Origin of the sequence: Pseudomonas sp. WS 5027, from assembly GCF_012985695.1 — a bacterium.
Lineage (GTDB): Bacteria > Pseudomonadota > Gammaproteobacteria > Pseudomonadales > Pseudomonadaceae > Aquipseudomonas > Aquipseudomonas hygromyciniae.
In genome coordinates this window covers 45,795-67,064 of the sequence record NZ_JAAQWU010000025.1, presented here as the reverse complement: position 1 = coordinate 67,064, position 21,270 = coordinate 45,795, and the positions used below count along the sequence as shown (strand labels likewise).

General features: G+C 64.7%; 3 protein-coding genes. All 3 read right to left on the bottom strand.

Annotated elements, in window-relative coordinates; translation table 11 throughout:
* Positions 1 to 82 precede the first annotated feature (82 nt).
* Genes HBO09_RS24610 through HBO09_RS24600 form a run of 3 tightly spaced genes read right to left on the bottom strand, consistent with a single transcriptional unit; the run spans position 83 to position 21,268 of the window.
* Positions 83 to 3,253: an amino acid adenylation domain-containing protein gene (locus HBO09_RS24610; RefSeq protein WP_169997542.1), complete on the bottom strand. Its 3,171-nt coding sequence runs from the start codon at positions 3,251 to 3,253 to the stop codon at positions 83 to 85.
* Positions 3,250 to 8,985, bottom strand: a complete 5,736-nt coding sequence (locus HBO09_RS24605) for a non-ribosomal peptide synthetase (RefSeq protein WP_262381329.1) — start codon at positions 8,983 to 8,985, stop codon at positions 3,250 to 3,252. Before HBO09_RS24605 ends, HBO09_RS24610 begins: the two co-directional genes overlap by 4 nt.
* Positions 8,978 to 21,268, bottom strand: a complete 12,291-nt coding sequence (locus HBO09_RS24600) for a non-ribosomal peptide synthase/polyketide synthase (RefSeq protein ID WP_169997546.1) — start codon at positions 21,266 to 21,268, stop codon at positions 8,978 to 8,980. The genes HBO09_RS24605 and HBO09_RS24600 overlap by 8 nt, the downstream gene beginning before the upstream one ends.
* Between the last annotated feature and the right edge of the window lie 2 nt (positions 21,269 to 21,270).

Below are 21,270 nucleotides of genomic sequence, written 5' to 3'. Positions count from 1 at the left end.
CGCTAGACTACAATTTATGAGAATCGCTCGCAACAACATAAAAACTGCGGGCGCTGACTAATCGCCAGCGCCCGCCACTGCCTCAGCTCTGCACAGCCGCCTGTTGGCGCGCCCTTTCCAGCAAGGCGGCCTTCTCTTCTGGACTCAATGCATCCAGGCGCAAACGTGCCTGGGCCAGTTTCTCCAGTTGGCCGGGACTGTCTTCCTGGGCACGCAGGGCCTGGGCCAGTGCGCCGGGGCTTGGGTGGTCGAACACGATGCCTGGGTGGACTTCGCAGTGCAGCAGTTTGCGAATCCCCGCCACCAACTTGATCACCAGCAGCGAATGGCCGCCGGCGGCAAAGAAGTCGCGGTCGCGGCTCAAGCGTTCGCGCCCCAGCAACTGGGCCATGCGGCTGGCCAGCAGGGCCTCGAGGGCGTCCTGGGGTTCGACGAAGTTGTCGTCCTCTTCGATCAGTTCCAGGCGCTGCAACGCCTGGCGGTCGACTTTGCCATTGCCCAGGCGCGGCATGTGCTGCACCACGTGGTACTGACGCGGCACCATCACCGCCGGCAAGTGCTCGGTCATGTGCTGCTTGAGGGTGTGCAGCCAGTCAGCAGGCGCGTCCTGGCTCGCCAGTACAAAGGCTACCGGCTCATCCTGCGCCAGCACCACCACGGCTTCGCTCACCCCAGGGGCGCGCAGCAGGCATTGTTCGATCTCTGCCAGTTCAACACGGAACCCGCGCACCTTCACCTGGTGGTCGCGCCGGCCACACAGCGCAATACCGCCTTGGGGCAGGTAGCGGGCCAGGTCGCCGCTGCGGTAGAGGCGCTCGCCTGGGGCAAACGGGCTGCTGATAAATGCTGCATCGGTCTGCGCCGGGTCGTTGAGATAACCACGGCACAATTGCTGTCCGCCGATGTACAGCTCACCCAGTTCACCGCAGGCCACCAGTTGCTGGCCCTCGTTGAGGATGAACAACTGGTTGTTGGGCAGGACCCGAGTCAGGGGAATGCCCAGTTGCTGCAAGTCGTGCGGGCTGATGGCATGCACTGCGACGCCGACGGTGGTTTCGGTGGGGCCGTAGTGGTTGAACAGGCGGCAATCGGGACGCAGGTTGAAAATGCGCTCCACCAACCCCTGGCCGATCGCTTCGCCGCCGAGGATCAGAGTGGCCGGTACTTGCGGCTGCGGCGCCTCGAGCAAGGCGGCGAGATGGGACGGCACGATCTTCAGGCAGTCGATGCCCTGGGTCTGGATGAATGCCGCAAAGGCCTGCGGGTCCTGCATCGTGGCTTCATCAGCGATATGCAGGGTGGCGCCGTGGTAAAGCGCGCCGAACAGGCTGGTATTGCCCAAGTCTGCGGCGACCGTGGAGCCCTGGGCGAAGTGCCGGCAGGCGGCCAGGTCCAGCTCACTGCTGACACCCGCGACATAGTTGAGCAATTGCCGATGCTCCACCACCACGCCCTTGGGCACCCCGGTGGTGCCGGAGGTAAACAGCACATAGGCCGCGTCATGGCCTTGCAGGTTTGCGCTGGGCCCCTCCGGCAGCGACGTCGGCAGCGGCTGATCGAGGTCCAGCACCGCGCAGCCCAATCCATCCAGCGCCGTGCCCTGGGTGACGAGCAGTTGCGCGCCAGCCTGTTCCACCAATTGCGCCTGGCGCGCCGCCGGCCAACTCGGGTCCAGGGGCAGGTAGGCGGCACCTGTGCGCCAGGCGGCGAGAATGGTCTGCACCTGCGCCACACCGCGTGGCAAGGCCAGGGCGACGATGCTTCCCGAGGTCACGCCATGTTCGCGCAGGCGGCTGGCCAGTTGACGCACGCCGACATCCAGCTCGGCATAGGTCAAGGCTTGATCGCCCGCGACCAGCGCCACTGCATCCGGGGTGATTTCGGCCCAGTTGCGAATATGCTCGGGCAACAGCACCCGCTCTTCCAGCATTTGTGGCGCAGGGTTGAAGGCCAGTAGACGTTGGCGTTCGGCATCACCCAAAAGACCCAGGGTGGCGATAGCTGCCTCCGGCTGCTCAAGCAAACTGGCCAGCAGCACTTGATACTGCGCCAGCAGCGTCTGCATCGCGGCCTGGCTGTACACGGCCGCGGCATAGTCCAACGATAGGCCAGTGACGGCACCGCCCTCCTCCACACGGACGGCCAACGCCAGTTCGAACAGCGGCCGAATATCCGCACGGTAGGCACAGCGCCAGGTGCTGGTGCCCAGCGTGCGCGCTGCTGGTTGCTGGCGCACGCCAAAGCCGTGGGTCAGCGGCAGGCCAGCGTCGAGCGGCGCATATTCCTGCCAGGTGCCATGGCTGTCCAGCACGCCCGCCGTCTGCGCCAAGACGCTGCTGAACGAGGCCGTCGGCGCCAGGTTGAGGTTCAGCGCCAGGGTTCTTTCCAGCAGGCCCACGGTCGGCGCGAAGAACTCATAGTCCTGGCGCGCGTCATGCCGCAGGCCTGCGACAAACCCTTCGCGCCCGCTGATCCGCGCCAGCAGCACCCACCACGCGGCTTGCAAGAGCGTGGTCAGTTGGGTGTCGTGCTGGGTGGCGAGCGAGCCCAGACGCGCCAACACACCCGGGTCGAGGTCGCTACTCAAGGACCGGCCTGCAGCGTTGCCCTGCACGGTATTGGCGTAGCGGCCCGGCAAGTCCGGCGCCAGCGCGCCTGCTCCCGGCAGGTAGGCTTGCCAATAGGCTTTGGCGGTGTGCGCATCTTCGTCAAGCACGACTTCTGCGTGCCATTCCAGGTACTGGGCAAACTGCCCCAATTCCTCGTCCACACCGCAACTGCCCTGCTCATAGGCCGCGCACAGGTCTTGATAGAGAATCCCCAGGCTCGCCTGATCGCCGACAAAACCCGCCAGGCCCAGGGTCAGTTGCCACTGCTGGGTGTCGATACGCTGCAACAGGCCCTCGAAAAACATCCCGGACGCCAGGCTCACCGGGCGCTGGCACCACAGCGCCAAGACCTGCGCCGTGTCGCTGGCCTCATCCACCGTCAATGCCTCATTCGCCGCTCCACCAGCAAAGAACTGCCGCAGTCCACGGTAACCGGGGGCGTTCGCCAAACGAGCGGCCAGCGCAGCGTGCCGTTGACGCAAACCGCTTAAAGCCGCTTGCAGGCGTGGCACGTCAAGTGCGCCGCTGATCTGGATCGTCAGCAGGTGCGCGATATCGCCCCAGCTCGCGCCGTCCTGGGCGTCCAGCACCCGCTGTTGCTGTTCGGCGAGCAGCGCCAGGCCTGCATCGTTAAGCGTACTCATGCGTCAGTCCCTTCAGTTTGCATACGTGTGGAGGGCGCTACCGTTTCCAAGTCGCGCCGTTCGATCATTTCGCCCATGGCCACGACGATTTTGCGCGGGCCTTCAAAAGGGTCGCGGGCGTGGGCGGCGAGCATGTTGTCCAGCAGGATCACATCGCCCTTGCGCCAGTCAAAGCGCACCGCGCAGGCCTCGTAGAGTTCGCCCAGTTGCTGCATCACCGCGTCTTCAATCGGGCTGCCGTCGCCGTAATACACGTGGCGCGGCATCCGCTCGGCGCCGAACAGGCCCAGCAGGTCGTCGCGCACGTCGGGGTCCAGGCAGTAGATATGGTGCAGTTGCACCTGGTTGAAGAAGGTTTTTTCGCCGGTGGTCGGGTGAGTGATGATCGCCGGGCACGGGGTGCGGATTTGCAGCTCGTCGTTGTCCAGCCAGGTCCACTGGATACCGGCCAGGGCGCAGCGCTGCTCGACCTGGGCGCGATCTTCAGTCTTGAAGAAGTGCTGCCAGGACACGTCGAGCTTGTCGGCGAAGGTGCGCACATACAGCAGGCCCTTGCGTTCGAAGGTATCGCGCAACGCCTGCGGTAAGCGCTGGTACATCAGCCGGCAATCGACCACCGGCGTGGCCCCGCCCACGGGCGACGGTTGCTCACAGAAGAACAGTTGCTTGCGTGGCCAACGATCCTGGTGCGAGCTCTCGTTGTGGAACAGGATCATTTTCTTTTCCGGGTAAGGCGTGGAGCGGTAGGTGTTCTTGCCGCCCTCTTTCTTCGGCAAGTCGCCGTACTGGCCGTACAGGCCCGGCTGGACCGCTTCGGCAAAGGCCTCGAAGTCGTGGATATCGCGCATGGCAAAGCCACGGAACAGGATCCCCGCGTGCCGTGCGAGTTTCTCTTCGACCAGGGCGCGATTGGCCTGGACCCAGGTCACCAGGTCGAGCCCCGGATCGTTGGGCTCCATCAGCAACGGGAACACCTGGTCGGCGTTCAACAGCGATTCACGCATGACCGGCAACGGGGCCCTGGCCACCGGGCTCGACGGTTTCTTGAGGAACTTGCCCAGCTTGTCGGCCTTCGGGCTGGCAGGTGCGGCAGGAGCAACAGCGGTATTCGACGGCATGATGATGTCCCCTAATCGGATGTCTGGATCCATGACAATCTGTTGAAGAATTCCCATCCAGGCGCTCACAAGTTCGGTGATGCGCTCTTGTTTGAATAAGTCATTGGCGTACTGCCAGGTGCCTTGCCACTGCCCGTCCTCTTCGTCGATAAACAGCGCCATATCGAACTTCGAATAACCGCCCAGGCTGGGCACCATTTCCACGGCAATGTCGGCCAGGCCCGCGCTGTGCACCGGCAGGTTGTTCATCACAAACAGCACTTGCACCAAGGGGTTGAAGCCCTTGTGACGCGGCACGTTGCTGGCTTCGGCGATCATGTCCAGGGGCAGGTCCTGGTGCTCGAAGGCCGTAAGCGTGGTTTCCCGGGCAGCAGCGAGGAAATCGCTGAACCGCGCCTTGGCGTCGAAGCGCGAACGCAGGGGCAGGATGTTGACGAAGAAGCCAATCAAGCCTTCCAGCTCGGCATGTTGGCGCCCCGCTACATCGGCACCCACCAACAGGTCGTCGCTGGCGCCCAGGCGATGCAGCAACACCTGGAATGCGGCCAACAACGTGGTGTAAGGCGTGACGCCCTGGCGTGCGCACAGGCTTTTCAGTGCCTCGCCCAATGCCGGCGGCACGCTGAACGACTCGCTGGAGCCCTCGAACGACGGCATCGGCGGCCGCATAAAGTCTGTCGGTAGCAGCAGTTGCCCAGGGTGACCGGCCAGGGCGTTCTTCCAATAGCCGGCCTGTTGCTGCAATACCCCGGCCTGCTCCAGCTCCAACTGCCATTGGGCGTAGTCGCTGTATTGCACCGGCAGCGGCGCTAGCTCGATGCCACGCCCCTGCTTAAGCGCGGCGTAGTGCTGCACCAGTTCACTCACCAGCACTGCCATCGACCAACCATCGGAGATGATGTGGTGCATCGAATACAGCAGCACATGTTCATGGGCGCCCAGGCGCAGGATCTGCCCACGGAACAACGGCGCCTGTGCCAGGTTGATCGGGCGCCGGGTGTTGTCGAGGGTGGCCTGGGCGACCTGGGCCTCCTGTTCGATCCGGTCCAGGTGCGACAGGTCGACCAGGGCGAAGTCCACATTCACGTCAGGCGCGATCAGCGCCAGGGGATCGCCGTCATCGTCGGCGACATAAGCGGTGCGCAGCACCTCATGGCGCTGCACCACGCACTTGAGGCTTTCAATCAGCAACGGCACCGAGACTTCGCCCCGCAAGCGCAGCGCCAAGGGCATGCCATACGCGCCGTTTCCGGCTGAAAACTGCTCGGCTACCCACAATCGGCGTTGGGCCAGGGACAAGGGCGCCGTGCTGCGCGGGCCATGGGCGTGCAAAACAATCTGCGCCGCTGGCGCGGCCGAGCGGCTTGCCAGCAAGGCGGCGAAGTCTTCCAGCACCGGAGCATTGAACAGGTCACGCAAGCCCGGGTTGCTGGCCAGGATTGGCTTGAGCCGGGCGATCACCTGGGTGGCCAGCAACGAGTGCCCGCCCAACTCGAAGAAGTTGTCGCTTACCCCCACCTGCGCCAGGCCCAGCACCTGTTGCCAGACCTCGGCGATCTGCTGCTCCAGAGCGTTGCGCGGCGCGATGTAATGCTGCTGCAAGGCACTGGCATCCGGCGCCGGCAACACCTTGCGGTCGAGCTTGCCGTTGGGGGTCAGCGGCAGGCTATCGAGGAAGACCCAATGGCTGGGCACCATGTACTCCGGCAGGTCGCCCTTGAGCTGTCGCTTGCAAGCGTCACGCAGAGCCTGCTCATCGCCCACCGTTTGCATGGCGACCACGTACGCCACCAACTGCGGATGGCCTGCGACGTCCCGCACCACCACGGCCGCTTCGCGCACCTGTGGTTGCTCCAGCAGTCGCGCTTCGATTTCCCCCAGTTCGATCCGCAACCCACGGATCTTCACCTGGTGATCCACCCGACCGATGTACTCGATCACCCCATCCGCGCGGTAGCGCGCCAGGTCACCGGTGCGATACAGGCGCGCACCGGGAGCGCCGAACGGGTCGGGCAGGAAGCGCTCGGCGGTGAGTGCCGGACGCTGGAAATAACCCCGCGCCAGGCCGTCGCCGCCAATCAACAACTCGCCGGCGACCCCGACCGCTACCGGTGCCAGGTTATCGTCGAGGATAAACAGGCTGGTATTGGCAATCGGCCCGCCGAGCCACGGCTGTGGCTGGGTTTGTGTGAGTGGGTACTGCGCCGACCAGATGGTGGTTTCGGTCGGCCCGTAGAGGTTCCACACCTGGGGCGATAGCGCCAAAAGGCGGGTCGCCAGCTCCAGGGGCAGTGCTTCGCCGCCGCACAATAGCTTGCAGCCCTTGAGGGCATCGGCCTGGGGGTGATCGAGCAGCATGCGCCACGTGGAAGGCGTGGCTTGCAACACGCTGATGCGCTGTTCTTTGACCAGGCTGAGCAAGGCTTGCGGGTCGAGGTTGATGTCCTGCCCGGTCAACACCAGGGTGGCGCCGACCAGCAACGGCCCGTAGATTTCCAGACCGAAAATATCGAACGAAAAGGTAGTCAGCGACAGCAACCGGTCATCAGCGTCCAGCCCCGGCTGACGGGCCATGCTGCACACAAAATTGGTCAGGGCGCCATGGCGCACCATCACCCCTTTGGGTTTGCCGGTGGAGCCGGAGGTGTAGATCACGTAGGCCAGGTGTTCGGCGGTGCTGCGCGGCAGCGGGTTTTCCACGCTGTAGCCATCGAGCCACGCAGCCGGCTGGTCCAGGGCCAGCGCAGTGACCCCGGCCGGGATCGGCAAGCGCGTCAGCAACGGTGCCTGGGTCAGCAGCAGGGCCAGGCCGCTGTCTTGCATCATGTAGGCCAGGCGATCCTCGGGGTACGCCGGATCCAGCGGGATATAGGCGCCGCCGGCCTTGAGAATCGCCAGCAGCCCGACCACCAGCTCGACACTGCGTTGCACCGCGATGCCCACCAGCACGTCCGGGCCCACACCGCTTTCGATCAGACGATGGGCCAGGCGGTTGGCCTGCTGGTTGAGCTGGGCAAAGGTCAGCGATTGGGTCTCAAACACCAGCGCCAGCGCATCCGGGGTGCGGGCAGCCTGGGCCTCGATCAACTGGTGGATGGCGCTGTCACGGGGGTAGTCGGCGACGCTGGCGTTCCAGGTTTGCAGCGCCAGGTGTTGTTCGGCGGCGCTGAGCATCGGCAATTGACCAATGCGTTGCCGGGGATCATCGACCATGCCCTGCAACAAGGCCTGCCAGTGCCGCGCCATGCGCTCGACGGTCGAGGCGTCAAAGATATCGGTGGCATAGGTCAGCGCCGCCGACAGGCCGTCGGGACCGTCGAAGGTGTTGAGGGTCAGGTCGAACGGTGCACTGAGGTTCTGCGAGTCCACTGGAGTACACAGCAGCCCGCCCACGGGCTGGCCATCGGCAAACCGCCCCCCTTCCATCTGGTGGTTGAACATGACCTGGAACAACGGCGTGTACAGGCTATTGCGCTCGGGTTGCAGCGCCTCCACCAATTGCTCGAACGGCAAGTCCTGCCAGGTCTGGGCCTCATGCGCGGCCGCCTTGACCGTCTGCACAAAGTCGGCAAACGGCTGCTGACTGTCGAGCGTGGCCTGCATCACCTGGGTGTTGACGAAAAAGCCGATGACCCGCTCTGTCTCGGCCCGGTTGCGGTTGGCGGTGGGCACGCCGACCCGGATATCCGACTGACCGCTGTAGCGGTGCAACAGCACCTGGAACGACGCCAGCAACAGCATGAACGGACTCACCCCTTGCTGCTGCGCCAAGCCTTTGAGGCCGTCGCTCAAGGCGCGGTCCAACGCCAGCGGCAGGGTCGCGCCGCGCTGGTCCGGCGGCGCCAGGCGTGGGCGATCCACTGGTAGCTCAAGCAACACGTGCTCGCTGCCCAGCTTGGCGCGCCAATAATCCAGCTGCCGACGCCCTTCCCCCGCCTCCAGCCACTGTCGTTGCCAGGCGGCGTAGTCGGCGTATTGAATGACCGGCGCCGGCAACTCACAAGACGTGCCCGTGACCTGGGCGATGTACAGCGCCAGCAGCTCATCGATCATGATCTGCATCGACCAGCCATCGGTGATGATGTGATGCAACGTCAGCACCAGCACATGCTCATCGTCCGCCAGGCGCAACACTGCGGCACGCAGCAGCAGATCGTGTTGCAGATCGAACGGCTGGCTAATCTGCGCCTGGACAAAGGCCTTGATGGCGGACTCGGAGTCGCCCGCCGCCGCCTCTACCGCGAGTTCCAGCGCTTCGATGGGCCGGATAATGCAACGCACCTGCTCATCCTGTTGCACAAACCCGGCGCGCAACCCTTCATGGCGCGCCAGCACCTGCGACAGGCTCGATTGCAGCGCCTCCACATCCAGCTCACCCTTCAAGCGCAGCGCCGCACTGATGTTATAGGCACTGCCCTTGGGGTCGAACTGCCAGAGAAACCATTGCCGCTGTTGGGCATACGACAGTTGCTGGGGCCCGGTTTCGCTCGCTGGCACAATCGGAAAACGCGCGACATTGACGCCCTGTTGTTCCAGCTTGCTGAACAGTTGCGCGCGCTTGGGTGCGCTCAAGTCCTTGATGCGCGCCACCAGTTCCGCGGTTTTGTTAAGCATTGCTTGCCTCCAGGTTTTCCTGCTCCAGCTCATCGAGGGCATCGAAGATCAGGTCAAAGTCATCGCCCAGGCCGTCGTCCTGGACCGCGCCGGCCAACGTTTGGGCCAAGGCCCCAAGGCTGCCCTGGGCATAAAAGTCCTTCACCGCCACGTCCACCCCAAGTACCGCCCGCACGCGGGACAGCATCACCACCACTTGCAGGGAATGCCCACCGAGGTCGAAGAAGTTGTCGCCAAGCCCCACGCGCTCGACCTTGAGCACGTCCTGCCAGATGTCGGCCAATTGCTGCTCAAGCGGCGAAACCGGCGCTACATAGGCCTGTTGCATTTGGCTGACGTCCGGGGCCGGCAGGACCTTGCGATCCAGCTTGCCGTTGGGGGTCAGGGGCATCTGTGGGACAAACACCAGGTGTGTCGGGACCATGTAGTCGGCCAACTGCAGCTTGAGGGCGGCCTTGATCGACTCGCGCAACGCTGCTTGTTGTTCGGTGCTATCGGTAGGTTCGGCGAGCACCACATAGCCCACCAGTTGTGGTCCGCTGGGGCCATCGAGGGCGACCACGGCTGCTTCGCGCACCGTGTCCTGGGCCTGGATGCGCGCCTCGATTTCCCCCAGTTCGATACGAAAGCCGCGGATTTTCACCTGGTGGTCCAGGCGTCCGAGGTACTCGATCACCCCTTCGGCGCGATAACGCGCCAGGTCGCCGGTGCGGTACAGACGCTGGCCGGGCGCACCGAATGGGTCCGGCAGGAAACGCTCGGCAGTCAGGCCAGGGCGCTGGAAGTAGCCACGGGCCAGGCCATCACCGCCGATCAGCAGCTCGCCGGGCACGCCGACCGGGGCCAGTGCACCGTCCTGGCTGAGGATGTACAACGCGGTGTTGTCGATGGGTCGGCCCAGCCATGGCTGGCCGTCGAGGCGATGGGCGGCCGACCAGATGGTGGTTTCGGTCGGCCCATAGAGGTTCCATACCGCGCCGCCGAGGGCGAGCATGCGTGCCGCCAGTTCATCGGCCAGGGCTTCGCCACCGCAGAGCAAGGTGCAGCCCTGCAACGCCGCCACCTGCGGGCTGTCGAGCAACATGCGCCAGGTCGAGGGCGTGGCTTGCAGGGTGTTGACGCGCTGGGTCGCGACAGTGTTGAGGATCGCGTCCGGGTCGAGGGTGGTGTCTTTGTCCACCAGCACCGCACAGGCGCCGACGGTCAGCGGCAGGTAGATTTCCAGGCCGAAGATGTCGAACGAGAACGTCGTCAGCGAGAGGATCCGCTCACCCGCGGCAAGCCCCGGTGCGCGGGCCATGCTCGCAATGAAGTTGCCGAGGGCGCCATGGGCCACCATCACGCCTTTGGGCTTGCCGGTGGAACCGGAGGTGTAGATCGCATAGGCCAGGTTGTCCGGCCCCGCCGACGCGGGTGGATTGTGGCTCGGATAACCGGCGAACCAGCCCGCCTCGCCCTCCAGCACCAGTGCCTGCACACCGCCCGGAATCGGCAGCGCGCCGAGCAGCGGCGCCTGGGTAATCAGTAACTGCAGGCCGCTGTCTTGCATCATGTACGCCAGGCGATCGGCCGGGTACGCCGGGTCCAGCGGCACGTAGGCGCCACCGGCCTTGAGGATCGCCAGCAGGCTGATGATCATCGGTAAGCCACGCTCCACCGCAATCCCCACCAGATGGTCCGGCCCGACACCTTCGGCCAGCAGCCGGTGTGCCAGTTGGTTGGCCTGGCGGTTGAGCTCGCCATAGGTCAGCGACTGTTGGCCAAATACCAGGGCGACGGCTTCGGGGGCCCGCTCGGCCTGGGCTTCGAACAGTTGATGAATGCACTGCGCGCGCGGGTAATCCACCGCTGGCGGATTCCATTGTGCGACCACCTGCCGTTGACGGGCCGCACCTTGCATCGACAAGTCACCCAGCGCCAGCTCGGGCTGATCGAGCATGCCCAGCAGCAGGTGACTGAAATGCTCGCTGAGTTCATCGATGGTGCCCTCGCTGAAATGCGCCTGGATAAAGCGCATATGCACCGTCAGGGTCTCACCCAGGCTGACCAGCAGGCTCAGCGGGTAGTTCGTCTGCTCGACACTGCGTACCTCACCGAACACCAGCCCCTGGGGCGCACCGCGCTTGAGGGTTTCGGCCACTGGGTAGTTTTCAAACACCAGCAGGCTGTCGAACAGCGCGTCACCGCTGTGCCCGGCCCAGCGCTGGATATCGAACAACGGCGTGTGCTCATGCTCGCGCAGGGCCAGGTTTTGCGCCTGTACGGCGTGCAGCCATTGGCTGACGGTTTGCTCGGGGCGCGGGCTGGCAATCACCGGCAAGGTGTTGATGAACAGCCCAACCTGCTGCTCGATACCCGCAAGATCAGCCGGGCGACCGGCAACCGTGGCGCCAAAGGCCACGCTGTCCTGCCCGGTATAGCGTTGCAACAACAGCAGCCACGCGGCCTGCACCAGGGTGTTGGGGGTGACTTTCTGCTGGCGGGCAAACTCGCCCAGGCGGCGGGTTTGCGCCACATCCAGCGTCAGGTAATGATCGCCATGGCCACTGCGCGGCGCCGGGAGGCTGACCACCTGGGCCAGCAAGGTCGGCTCTTCCAGTGCCGCCAAGTTGGCGCTCCAGAACTGTTGCCCGGTCTGTTGATCCTGGCGTTGCAGCCAGGCGATGTAATCGCGATAACGCCCCACCGACGGCGTCGGCACCTGGCCGTCGTAGCGTTGCAGCACCTCGCCCAACAGCTGGGAGTTGCTCCAGCCATCCATCAGGATGTGGTGGTGGGTGTAGAGCAGTTCGCAACGACGCTCATCCAGGCGCACCAGCACCAGGCGCAACAGCCCGGGCTGGTTCAAGTCAAAGCCCTGGGCCAGCTCGGCAGCGGCCAGCGCTTGCAGTGCCAGCGGTTGATCGCTGCGTTTACGCCAGTCGAGCACGCTGAACGGTACTTCAAGCTGCTTGTGCACCACCTGCACCGGTTGCTGCAAACCACCCTGCCAGGCAAAGGCCGTACGCAGGATCGGATGAACATCGACCACCGCCTGCCACGCCGCACGGAAGCGTTCGGGATCAAGGCCTTCGATACCGACCTGCATCTGATTGACATAATCGCCGCCGCCTTGCTCCAGCAGGCTGTGGAATAACATGCCTTGCTGCATGGCTGACAGCGGATAAATGTCCTCGATGGCTGCCGGCACGTCGGCCAGCGTGTCCACTTGCACCTGGGTCAACGCCGCCAGCGGGAAGTCCGACGGCGTCACGCCGTGTTCGCCACGGGTCGTGCAATGCTCAATCAGCGCCTTGAGTTCCACGGCCAGGGCATCGGCCAGTGGCTGGATGGTCGCGGCGTCGAACATCTGCTGGCTGAAGGTCCAGCCCAGGCACAACTCGCCATCGAACACCTGGCCGTTGAGGGTCAACCAGTTGCCCAGCGGCGCATCCGGATGTTGTTCAAGCCCGGCGTGTTCACCACTGGGCACGAACAAGGCCGCTTGCTCGCCTTCGAGGCTGCTGTCGAACTGGCCCAGGTAGTTGAAGGTAATACGCGGCACCGGCAGTGCTGCCAGGGTTTGCTGCACGGCAGCGTCGCCCAGATAACGCAAGGCGCCAAAGCCTACGCCCCGATTGGGAATAGCGCGCAGTTGCTCCTTGACCTGCTTGATCGAATCGCCCAGCGCCTCGGCAGGTGCCAGGCGTACCGGGAACAGGCTGGTGAACCAGCCTACGGTGCGGGTCAGGTCCTGATGGTCGAACAGCTCTTCACGACCGTGGCCTTCGAGCTGGATCAGCACTTCGCGGCGCCCGGTCCAGCCCGTGATGACCCGCGCCAGTGCAGTCAGCAGCAGGTCATTGACCTGGGTGCGATAGGCCGCAGGTGCCTCCTGTAACAGGCGCCGGGTCAGGTCGGCATCCAGGCGGGTGTTGAGCGTCACGCCATCGCGACTGCGCAGGCTGGCATCTGGCTTGGCGCCTGGCAGATGGTTGTCGGTTGCCTCCAGTGATTGCCAGAACGCAATCTCGGTTTGCAGCGCAGGGCTGCGGGCAAGCCCTTGCAACTGCTCGGCCCAGGTTTTGAACGCGGTGGTCTTGGCCGGCAAACCCACGGTTGGCTGGCGGTAAGCGTTCTGCAGGTCTTGCAGGAGGATGCGCCAGGACACGCCATCGACCACCAAGTGATGGATGATCACCAGCAGGCGCTGGCTGCCATCGGCCTTATCGAACAATACCGCGCGCAGCAGCGGGCCTTGTTGCAGGTCCAAGCTGGCTTGGGCCTGGTCGGCCAGGGCCTGCAGTTGCGCTTCAGTACTGACCCGGTGCTGCCACAACAACTCAAGGTGCAAAGACTCGCCGTGGCTCGCAACCCACTGCTCGCCGTCGTGCTTAAAGTTCAGGCGCAATGCATCATGATGGGCGACCAGCACCTGCAAGGTCTGGGCAAGTCGTGCGCTGTCCAAAGGCTGCTGGGGCGTCAGCAGCACGGACTGGTTCCAGTGCTGGCGCTGGGGAATATCTTCGTCAAAAAACGCCTGCTGTACCGCCAGCAAGGGCATGCCACCGGCTACCGGTTCCTGGTCGATGCTCGGCAAGCCATCGCCGCTGCGGGTTACGTTGGCCAGGCCTTGAATGGTCTGCTGCTCGAACAGCGCCTTGGCGGTGAAGTGCAGGCCCGCCTGACGGGCTCGGCTGACCACCTGCATCGACAGGATCGAATCGCCGCCCAACTCGAAGAAGTTGTCGTTCAACCCCACGCGCGGCAGGTTCAACACGGTTTGCCAGATAGCCGCCAGTTGCTGTTGCAGCGCCGTGACCGGTGCCACGTAATCGTGTTGCAACAGGCTGGCGTCCGGCGCAGGCAAAGCCTTGCGGTCGAGTTTGCCATTGGGGGTCAGTGGCAAGTGGTCGAGCAGCATCCAGTAGGTGGGCACCATGTAGTCCGGCATGCTCGCCTTGAGACTGGCCTTGAGACGCTCGCGCAACGCAGGCTCGGCCTGCGCCGGCACAACATAGGCCACCAGTTGCTGGGCGCTTGCGCCCTGATGGGCCAGCACCACTGCGTCACGGACACCGGGTTGTTGCAGCAGGCGCGACTCGATTTCGCCGAGTTCGATACGGAACCCACGGATCTTCACCTGATGGTCGATCCGCCCGCAGTAATGCACCACCCCCGCCGCGTCCCGGCGCGCCAGGTCGCCACTGCGGTACAGGCGGCTGCCGGCCACGGCGGCGAAGGGGTCGGGAATGAAGCGCTCGGCGGTCAGTGCCGGACGCTGGTGATAACCCTGGGCCAAGCCCTCGCACGCGGCGATGCACAGCTCACCGACCACGTCATCGGGCAGCGGGTTGGCGTCGCGGTCGAGCACATACAGCGCCCGCCCAGGCAAGGCACGGCCAATCGGCACACCATTGGCCGCGTCGGCATCCTTCAGTTGGCACAGGTGGGTACTGGACACCACCGTGGCTTCGGTCGGGCCATAGGTGTTGAGCAAGCGCACGCTGCCAAGGCCTGCGGCATGCCAGAGCTTGAGCCCTTCCACCGACATCGCCTCGCCCCCCACATGCACCTGGCGCAATTGCCCGCGACTGCGCTGCGGGTCTGCGGCCCAGTCCTGGGCCAGCAGGAACCAGTATGCCGCCGGCAAGTCGGCCAGGGTCACACCGTGCTCGATGATCTGCTCGTACAGGGTCGCGGTGTCCCAGGTGTCGTCACCGCGCAGCACCAGGCAGGCGCCTTCGCACAGCGGTGGGAAGCATTGCTCGACAAACCCGTCGAAGCTGAACGTGGCGAACTGCAGCACCCGCTCCTTAGGGGTAAGTTGCGAGTACTCGGCGGCTACCGTGCAGAACTCGCGCAGCGCGCCATGGGCAATGGACACGCCCTTGGGCTGCCCGGTGGAGCCGGAGGTGTAGATCACGTAGGCCAAGTGCTCGGCCAGCGCCAGGTTGACGAGGTTGGTGCACGGATAGTCGCGCTCCGAACCGTCGAGCAGCAGGCACGGCACGCGGGCATCGGCCAAGACGTCGTCGAGCACGCCGGGCTGGCGCAGCAGCAGGTCCATGGCGCTGTCATCAATCATGTAGGCCAGGCGCTGGGCCGGGTAATCAGGGTCCAGCGGCACATAGGCAGCGCCGGCCTTGAGGATCGCCAGCAGGCTGGCAATCATCGCCCCACCGCGACGCACCGCCAGCCCGACTCGCTGGCCGGGCATCACACCCTGCTCGCGCAGGCGATGGGCAAGGCGGTTGGCGCGTTGGTTGAGTTCGGTGTAGGTCCAGCGCTCGTCACCGCTGATCAAGGCCAGGGCATCCGGGGTCGCCGCGGCGCGCCGTTCGATACGCTGGTGCGCCAGCAGCGGGTCGAGCGCCGGCTGCACTGCGCCTTGCTCCAAGGCTGGATCGCGCAGGCTCAGGTTGCCCAATGCCTGGCCGTTATCCTCGACAAACTGCTCAAGCAACTGCAGCAGACTCGTGCCGATAGCGTGTATCTGTTGCGGGCTGAAGTCGGCCCGGGCGTAGCTGAAGTCCAGGCTCAGGGTTTCACCCAGCTCGATGCCCAGGGTCAGCGGATAGCTGGTCTGTTCATGGTTGTGCAGCCCGCTGAAGCTCAAGCCGGCCGGAGCGCCGGCTTGCAGCGCCTGGGACACCGGGTAGTTTTCGAACACCAGCAAGGTGTCGAACAGTGCGCTGCCGGGCTGCCCGGCCCAGCGCTGAATGTCGTACAACGGCGTGTGCTCGTACTCGCGCAGGGCCACGCTGTGCGCCTGCACCTGTTGCAGCCAGTTGGCGACGCTATGGGTGGCATCCGGGCTGCAAATGATCGGCAATGTATTGATAAACAGCCCGACCTGCTGCTCGATCCCCGGCAAATGGGCGGGACGCCCGGCCACCGTGGCGCCAAAGGCCACGCTTGGCTGGCCGCAATAACGTTGCAGCAAAATCGCCCATGCCGCTTGCAGCAGGGTGTTGAAGGTGACTTTGTTGTGCCGGGCAAATTCCCCGAGGCGCGCCGTGGTGCTGGCATCCAGCAGCAGGTGGTGACTGGCGTGACCGCTGCCCGCGTGCGGCGTCGGCAAGGCGTTGGCCAGCAGGGTCGGCGCAGGCAGCGCTTGCAGTTGTGTACTCCAGAACTGCTCGCTGGCGTGAGCGTCCTGGGCCTGCAGCCAGCCCACATAGTCGGCATAGCGCCCGCTGACCGGCGCAGGCACCTGCCCTGCGTAACGTTGCAGGACTTCACCAAGCAACTGTGCGTTGCTCCAGCCATCCATCAGGATGTGATGGCTGGTGTAGATCAGTTCATAACGCTGGGCCGCCAGCGGCACCAACATCAGGCGCAACAAGGGTGCCTGGTGCAGATCGAAGCCTTGTTCGCGTTGTTCAAGGGCCAATCGGTCGAGGTCGTCGGGGGCCTGGTCCAGCACCGTCAGCGGCAGTTGCACCGAGCGCTGGATCGCTTGCAACGCCTGCGCCTGGCCTTCCCAGACAAACCGTGCGCGCAGTACTTCATGGCGCTCCAGCACCGCTTGCCAGCAGTGGCCAAACCGCTCCACGTCCAGGCCATCGATGGTCAGGCGCAGTTGGTTGATATAGGCGCCGCCCCCAGCGTCGTAAGCGCTGTGGAACAGCATGCCCTGCTGCATCGGCGACAACGGATAGAGATCCTCGATCTGCGCCAGGGGCAGGCCCAGGCCTTCCAGTTGCGCCTGGTCGAGGCTGATCAGGGGAAAGTCCGAAGGCGTGGCGCCGCCCTGTTGTGGATCGAGGCAATGTTCGATCAATGCGTGCAAGGTCTGGGCGCAGTGATCTACCAGGGCCTGGATGGTCGGGCGCCGATAGACTTCGCCACTGAAGCTCCAGTCCAGTTCCAGCTCGCCGGCGTATACCCGCCCTTCCACGCTCAGCCAGTTGGCCAGAGGCGCCTCCAGGCTCTGGGCCTGGCCGCCGCCTTCGCTGGCCGGTACGAACAGCGCATCCTCGCCAAACTGCTGGTCGAACTGCCCCAGGTAATTGAAGGTGATCCGTGGCTGGGCCAGCGCCGCCAACTCGTCAGCCGCAGCGCCGTAGCGCAGCACGCCGTAGCCAATGCCCTTGCGGGGCACTTGGCGCAATTGCTCCTTGATCGCCTTGAGGGTGGCGCCCAGCTCGCTGCTGGGGGTCAGGCGCACCGGATACAGGCTGGTGAACCAACCCAGGGTGCGGGTCAGGTCGATATCGTCGAACAGCTCTTCGCGACCGTGACCTTCTAGCTGGATCAGCGCCGAGGGTTGGCCGGTCCATTGGCAGATCGTGCGCGCCAGGGCTGCCAGCAACAGGTCGTTGACCTGGGTGCGGTAGGCCGCAGGCGCCTGTTGCAGCAGTTGCCGGGTCTGTTCGCGGCCCAGGCGCAGGCGGACATGCTCAGCCACTGCCTGGGTTTGCCGACCTTGCGGGTTATCCCGAGGCAAGTCGGTTGCCACGCCCTGCAATTGCTCGCGCCAGTACGGCAACTCGGCCAGCAGCGCCGGGCTGCGGCGGTAATCATCCAAGCGCGCGGCCCACTGCTGGTAGGCGCTGGTCTTATGCACCGACACCAGGGGTTCGCCGGCCACGCCCTGGGCGTAACCGCGCTGCAGATCTTCCAGCAGCACACGCCAGGACACCCCATCCACCACCAAGTGATGCAGCACCAGCAACAGGCGCTGGCTGCCGTCGGCCATGTCCACCAGCAGGGCCCGCATCAACGGGCCGTGTTGCAGATCCAGGCTGGCCTGGGCGAGATCACACTGCTCGCGCAAGGCCTCGACACTGGCGGCCTGGCGCTGCCACAAATCCACCGTGGCCGATTCCGCGTGCACTTGCTCCCAGCCGTCCCCACGTTCGACGAAACGCAGGCGCAAGGCATCGTGCTGTGCCACCAGCGCCTGCAACGCGGCGCTCAGTGCCGCGACGTTGACCGACTGACGGGGGGTGAGCAACAGCGACTGGTTCCAGTGCTGGCGGGCGGGAATATCCTGGGCAAAAAACCATTGTTGTACCGGGGTCAGCAGCACCGGGCCCTGGGCCGGTCCTTGCTCAATGGCCCGCGTCGATACTTCGCGGGCGGCAGCGGCCAGGCTGCGCAGGGTCTGGTGACGGAACAGGTCGCTGGGCGCCAGTTGCAGGCCGGCCTGACGGGCGCGGCTGACCACCTGGATCGACACGATGGAGTCGCCGCCCAGCTCGAAAAAGTTGTCATCCAGGCCGATCTGCGGCAGGCCCAGAATGTCCTGCCAGATTCCGGCCAGCAGCAATTGCCGGGGCTCCTGAGGCGCGCTGAACGCCTGCACCTTGGCCTCGCCGGCCCGTGGCAGGGCCTTGCGGTCCAGCTTGCCGTTGGGGGTCGCGGGGAATTGCGCCAAGGCCATGATCACCGTCGGCAGCATGTACTCGGGCAAGGTCTCGGCCAAGTGCACGCGCAAGGTTTGTTCGAATGCCGCTTGATCCTGCGGCATCGCCGCCGGCACCACGTAGGCCACCAGCATCCGGCCATCCTGGGCAATCACCAACGCTTCCTTGATCTGCGGGTGACTGAGCAGACGCGCCTCGATTTCCCCCAGCTCAATACGCAGGCCACGGATCTTCACCTGATGGTCAATGCGCCCAACGTATTCGATGACACCGTCAGGGCGATAACGGGTCAGGTCGCCGGTGCGATACAGGCGCTCGCCGCTAGTGGAAAACGGATTGGGCACATATTTTTCTGCGGTCAAGGCTGCCTGGCCGAGATAGCCCCGGGTAATCCCGGCACCGGCCAGGTGCAACTCGGCAGCGGACCCGGTGGGTACGGGCTGCAAATCGGCATCGAGGATGTAACCCTGGGTGTTGCTCAACGGTCGGCCAATGCACGGCTGGCCGCCGGCTTCGCGGGGCGTCCAGGTGGAATAGGTGGTGTCTTCGGACGGGCCATACAGGTCATAGACCTGTTTGATCGACGGCTGCTGGTAGAGACGATCCACCACAGATTGCTTGAGCGGCTCGCCGGCCAGGTTGATGATGCGCACGCTCTCGGGGATCTGCCCGGCACGCTGCAAGGCGTTTATCGCCGACGGCACGGTGTTGATCAGGCGCACCTGGTCGCGGGCCGGCAAGTCCGGCAGCTCCAGGGCATTGCGCGCAAGGATCAGCGAGCCGCCGTTGGCCAGGGTGACAAAGATTTCCCACACCGACAGGTCAAAACACACAGAGGTCGAGGCCAGCACGCCCTGGATATCTTCACGGCTGTAGACCTGCTGCGACCAGTGGATCAACGCCAGTACGTTGCCATGGGCAATCGCCACGCCCTTGGGCTTGCCGGTGGACCCGGAGGTGTAGATCACGTAGGCCAGGTTGTCAGGCTCCACTTGCGTGACGGGTGCCGTCAGCGGGTAGTCGACCAACTGATCCATCAACAGCACCTGGGCCTGGGTCTCGGGCAAGTCGGCGAGCAGCTCGGCTTCGGTCAGCAGCACCTGGGCGCAGCTGTCGGCGAGCATGTAGGCGACACGGTCGGCGGGATAATCCGGGTCCAGCGGCACATAGGCGCCGCCGGCCTTGAGCACGCCAAGCAAGGCGACGATCAAGGCGTCGGAACGCTGCATGGCCACGCCAACCCGCACTTCGGGGCCCACGCCCAGTTCGATCAGCTTGTGCGCCAGTTGATTGGCCTGGCGGTCCAATTGGCGATAGCTCAGGGTCTTGGCGCCATAGGTCAGGGCCAGGGCGTCGGGCTGGCGCTCCACCTGCTCGGCGATCAGTCGATGAATGCTGCGCTGTTGCGGGTACTCAGAGGCGGTGGCGTTCCAGTCATGGATCTGCTGCTGGTAGTCCGTAGCATCCAGCATGGGCAACTCGGCCACACGCTGTTGCACGTTGTCGACCATGCCGCCGAGCAAGTGGCTCCAATGGCGGGCCATGCGTTCGATGGTGGCGGGCGTGAACAGGTCCGTGGCGAAGGTCAGCGCGGCGCACAGGCTGCCGCCCTTCTCCCAGGTGTCGAGGCTCAGGTCGAATTGGGTGGTGCGGCTTTGCCACTCCACCAGGCTCAGGGACAGGCCGCATTCCAGCACCAGCGCCTCAAGATCAGCCACTTGCGGCTGGTGGTTGTACAGCACCTGGAACAGCGGCGTGTGGCTCAGACTGCGCTCCGGCTTGAGGGCCTCGACCAGGCGCTCGAACGGCAGGTCCTGATGGGCCTGGGCGCCATTGACCACGTCCTTGAGCACCTGCAGCAAGTCACTGGCCCGCGCCTGCCCATCGACGTGCGCGGCCATGACCTGGGTGTTGACGAACAGGCCGATCAAGCCTTCGGTTTCACCCCGGTGCCGGTTGGCAATCGGCACGCCCACCCGCAGGTCGGTCTGGCCGGTGTAGCGAAACAGCAGGATCTTGAAGGCGGCCAGCAACACCGTGAACAACGACACGTTCTGCTGGCGCGCCAGCAAGCGCGCGCCCTCGGCCAATTGCGCCGGCACGGCGAACTCATAACGCTGGCCCTGATGACTGGCCACCGCTGGGCGTGGGAAGTCCAGGGGCAACTCCAGCACCGGGTGCTCATCGCCCAGTTGCTCACGCCAGTAATCCAGTTGCCGCGCCTGCTCCCCTGCCTCCAGCCAGCGGCGCTGCCACAGGGCGTAGTCGCTGTACTGGATCGGCAGGGCCGGCAGTTGCGGCGACTGCTGGCGCTCAAAGGCGTCATAGCAACGGATGAACTCGTCGATCAGCACGTTCATCGACCAGCCGTCCGAAACGATGTGATGCAGGGTCAACAGCAACACATGTTCCTGCTCGGCCAGCTTGAGCAATTGCACACGCAGCAGCGGGCCAGTGGCCAAGTCGAAGGGCTGCAGCGATTGTGCGGTGGCAGCGGCCATCACCGCCTGTTCGCGCTCGGCCAGCGGCAAGTTGCAAAGATCCAGAGGTTCAATCGCCAACGCAGGCTCGCAGGGCACTTGCAACAGGCGCTCATCGGCCTGGCGCTGGAACACTGTGCGCAGGGTTTCATGCCGTGCGATCAAGCTGGCAAACGCCTGCTCGATCGCTGGCAGACTCAAACGTCCCTTCAGACGCACCGCGCCCGGCAGGTTGTAGGCTGCGCTGGCCGGATCCAGTTGCCAGAGAAACCACATCCGCTGCTGGGCGTAGGACAACGCCTGGCGATCCTCGGCCTCGACCTGGGCCGGAATCGGAAAACGCGAGAAGTCGATCCCTTCTTTTTGCAGCGCCTGGAGGAACATCTGGCGTTTGTCCAGGGGCAACCCGATAAACCGGCGAGCAAGTTTCAAGGAGTCTTCAGCGTTCATTT

Excerpts from the sequence above, each read along its gene's own strand:
- HBO09_RS24610 (WP_169997542.1), bottom strand. The coding sequence starts at position 3,253 with ATGAGTACGCTTAACGATGCAGGCCTGGCGCTGCTCGCCGAACAGCAA.
- HBO09_RS24605 (WP_262381329.1), bottom strand. The coding sequence starts at position 8,985 with ATGCTTAACAAAACCGCGGAACTGGTGGCGCGCATCAAGGACTTGAGC.
- HBO09_RS24600 (WP_169997546.1), bottom strand. The coding sequence starts at position 21,268 with ATGAACGCTGAAGACTCCTTGAAACTTGCTCGCCGGTTTATCGGGTTG.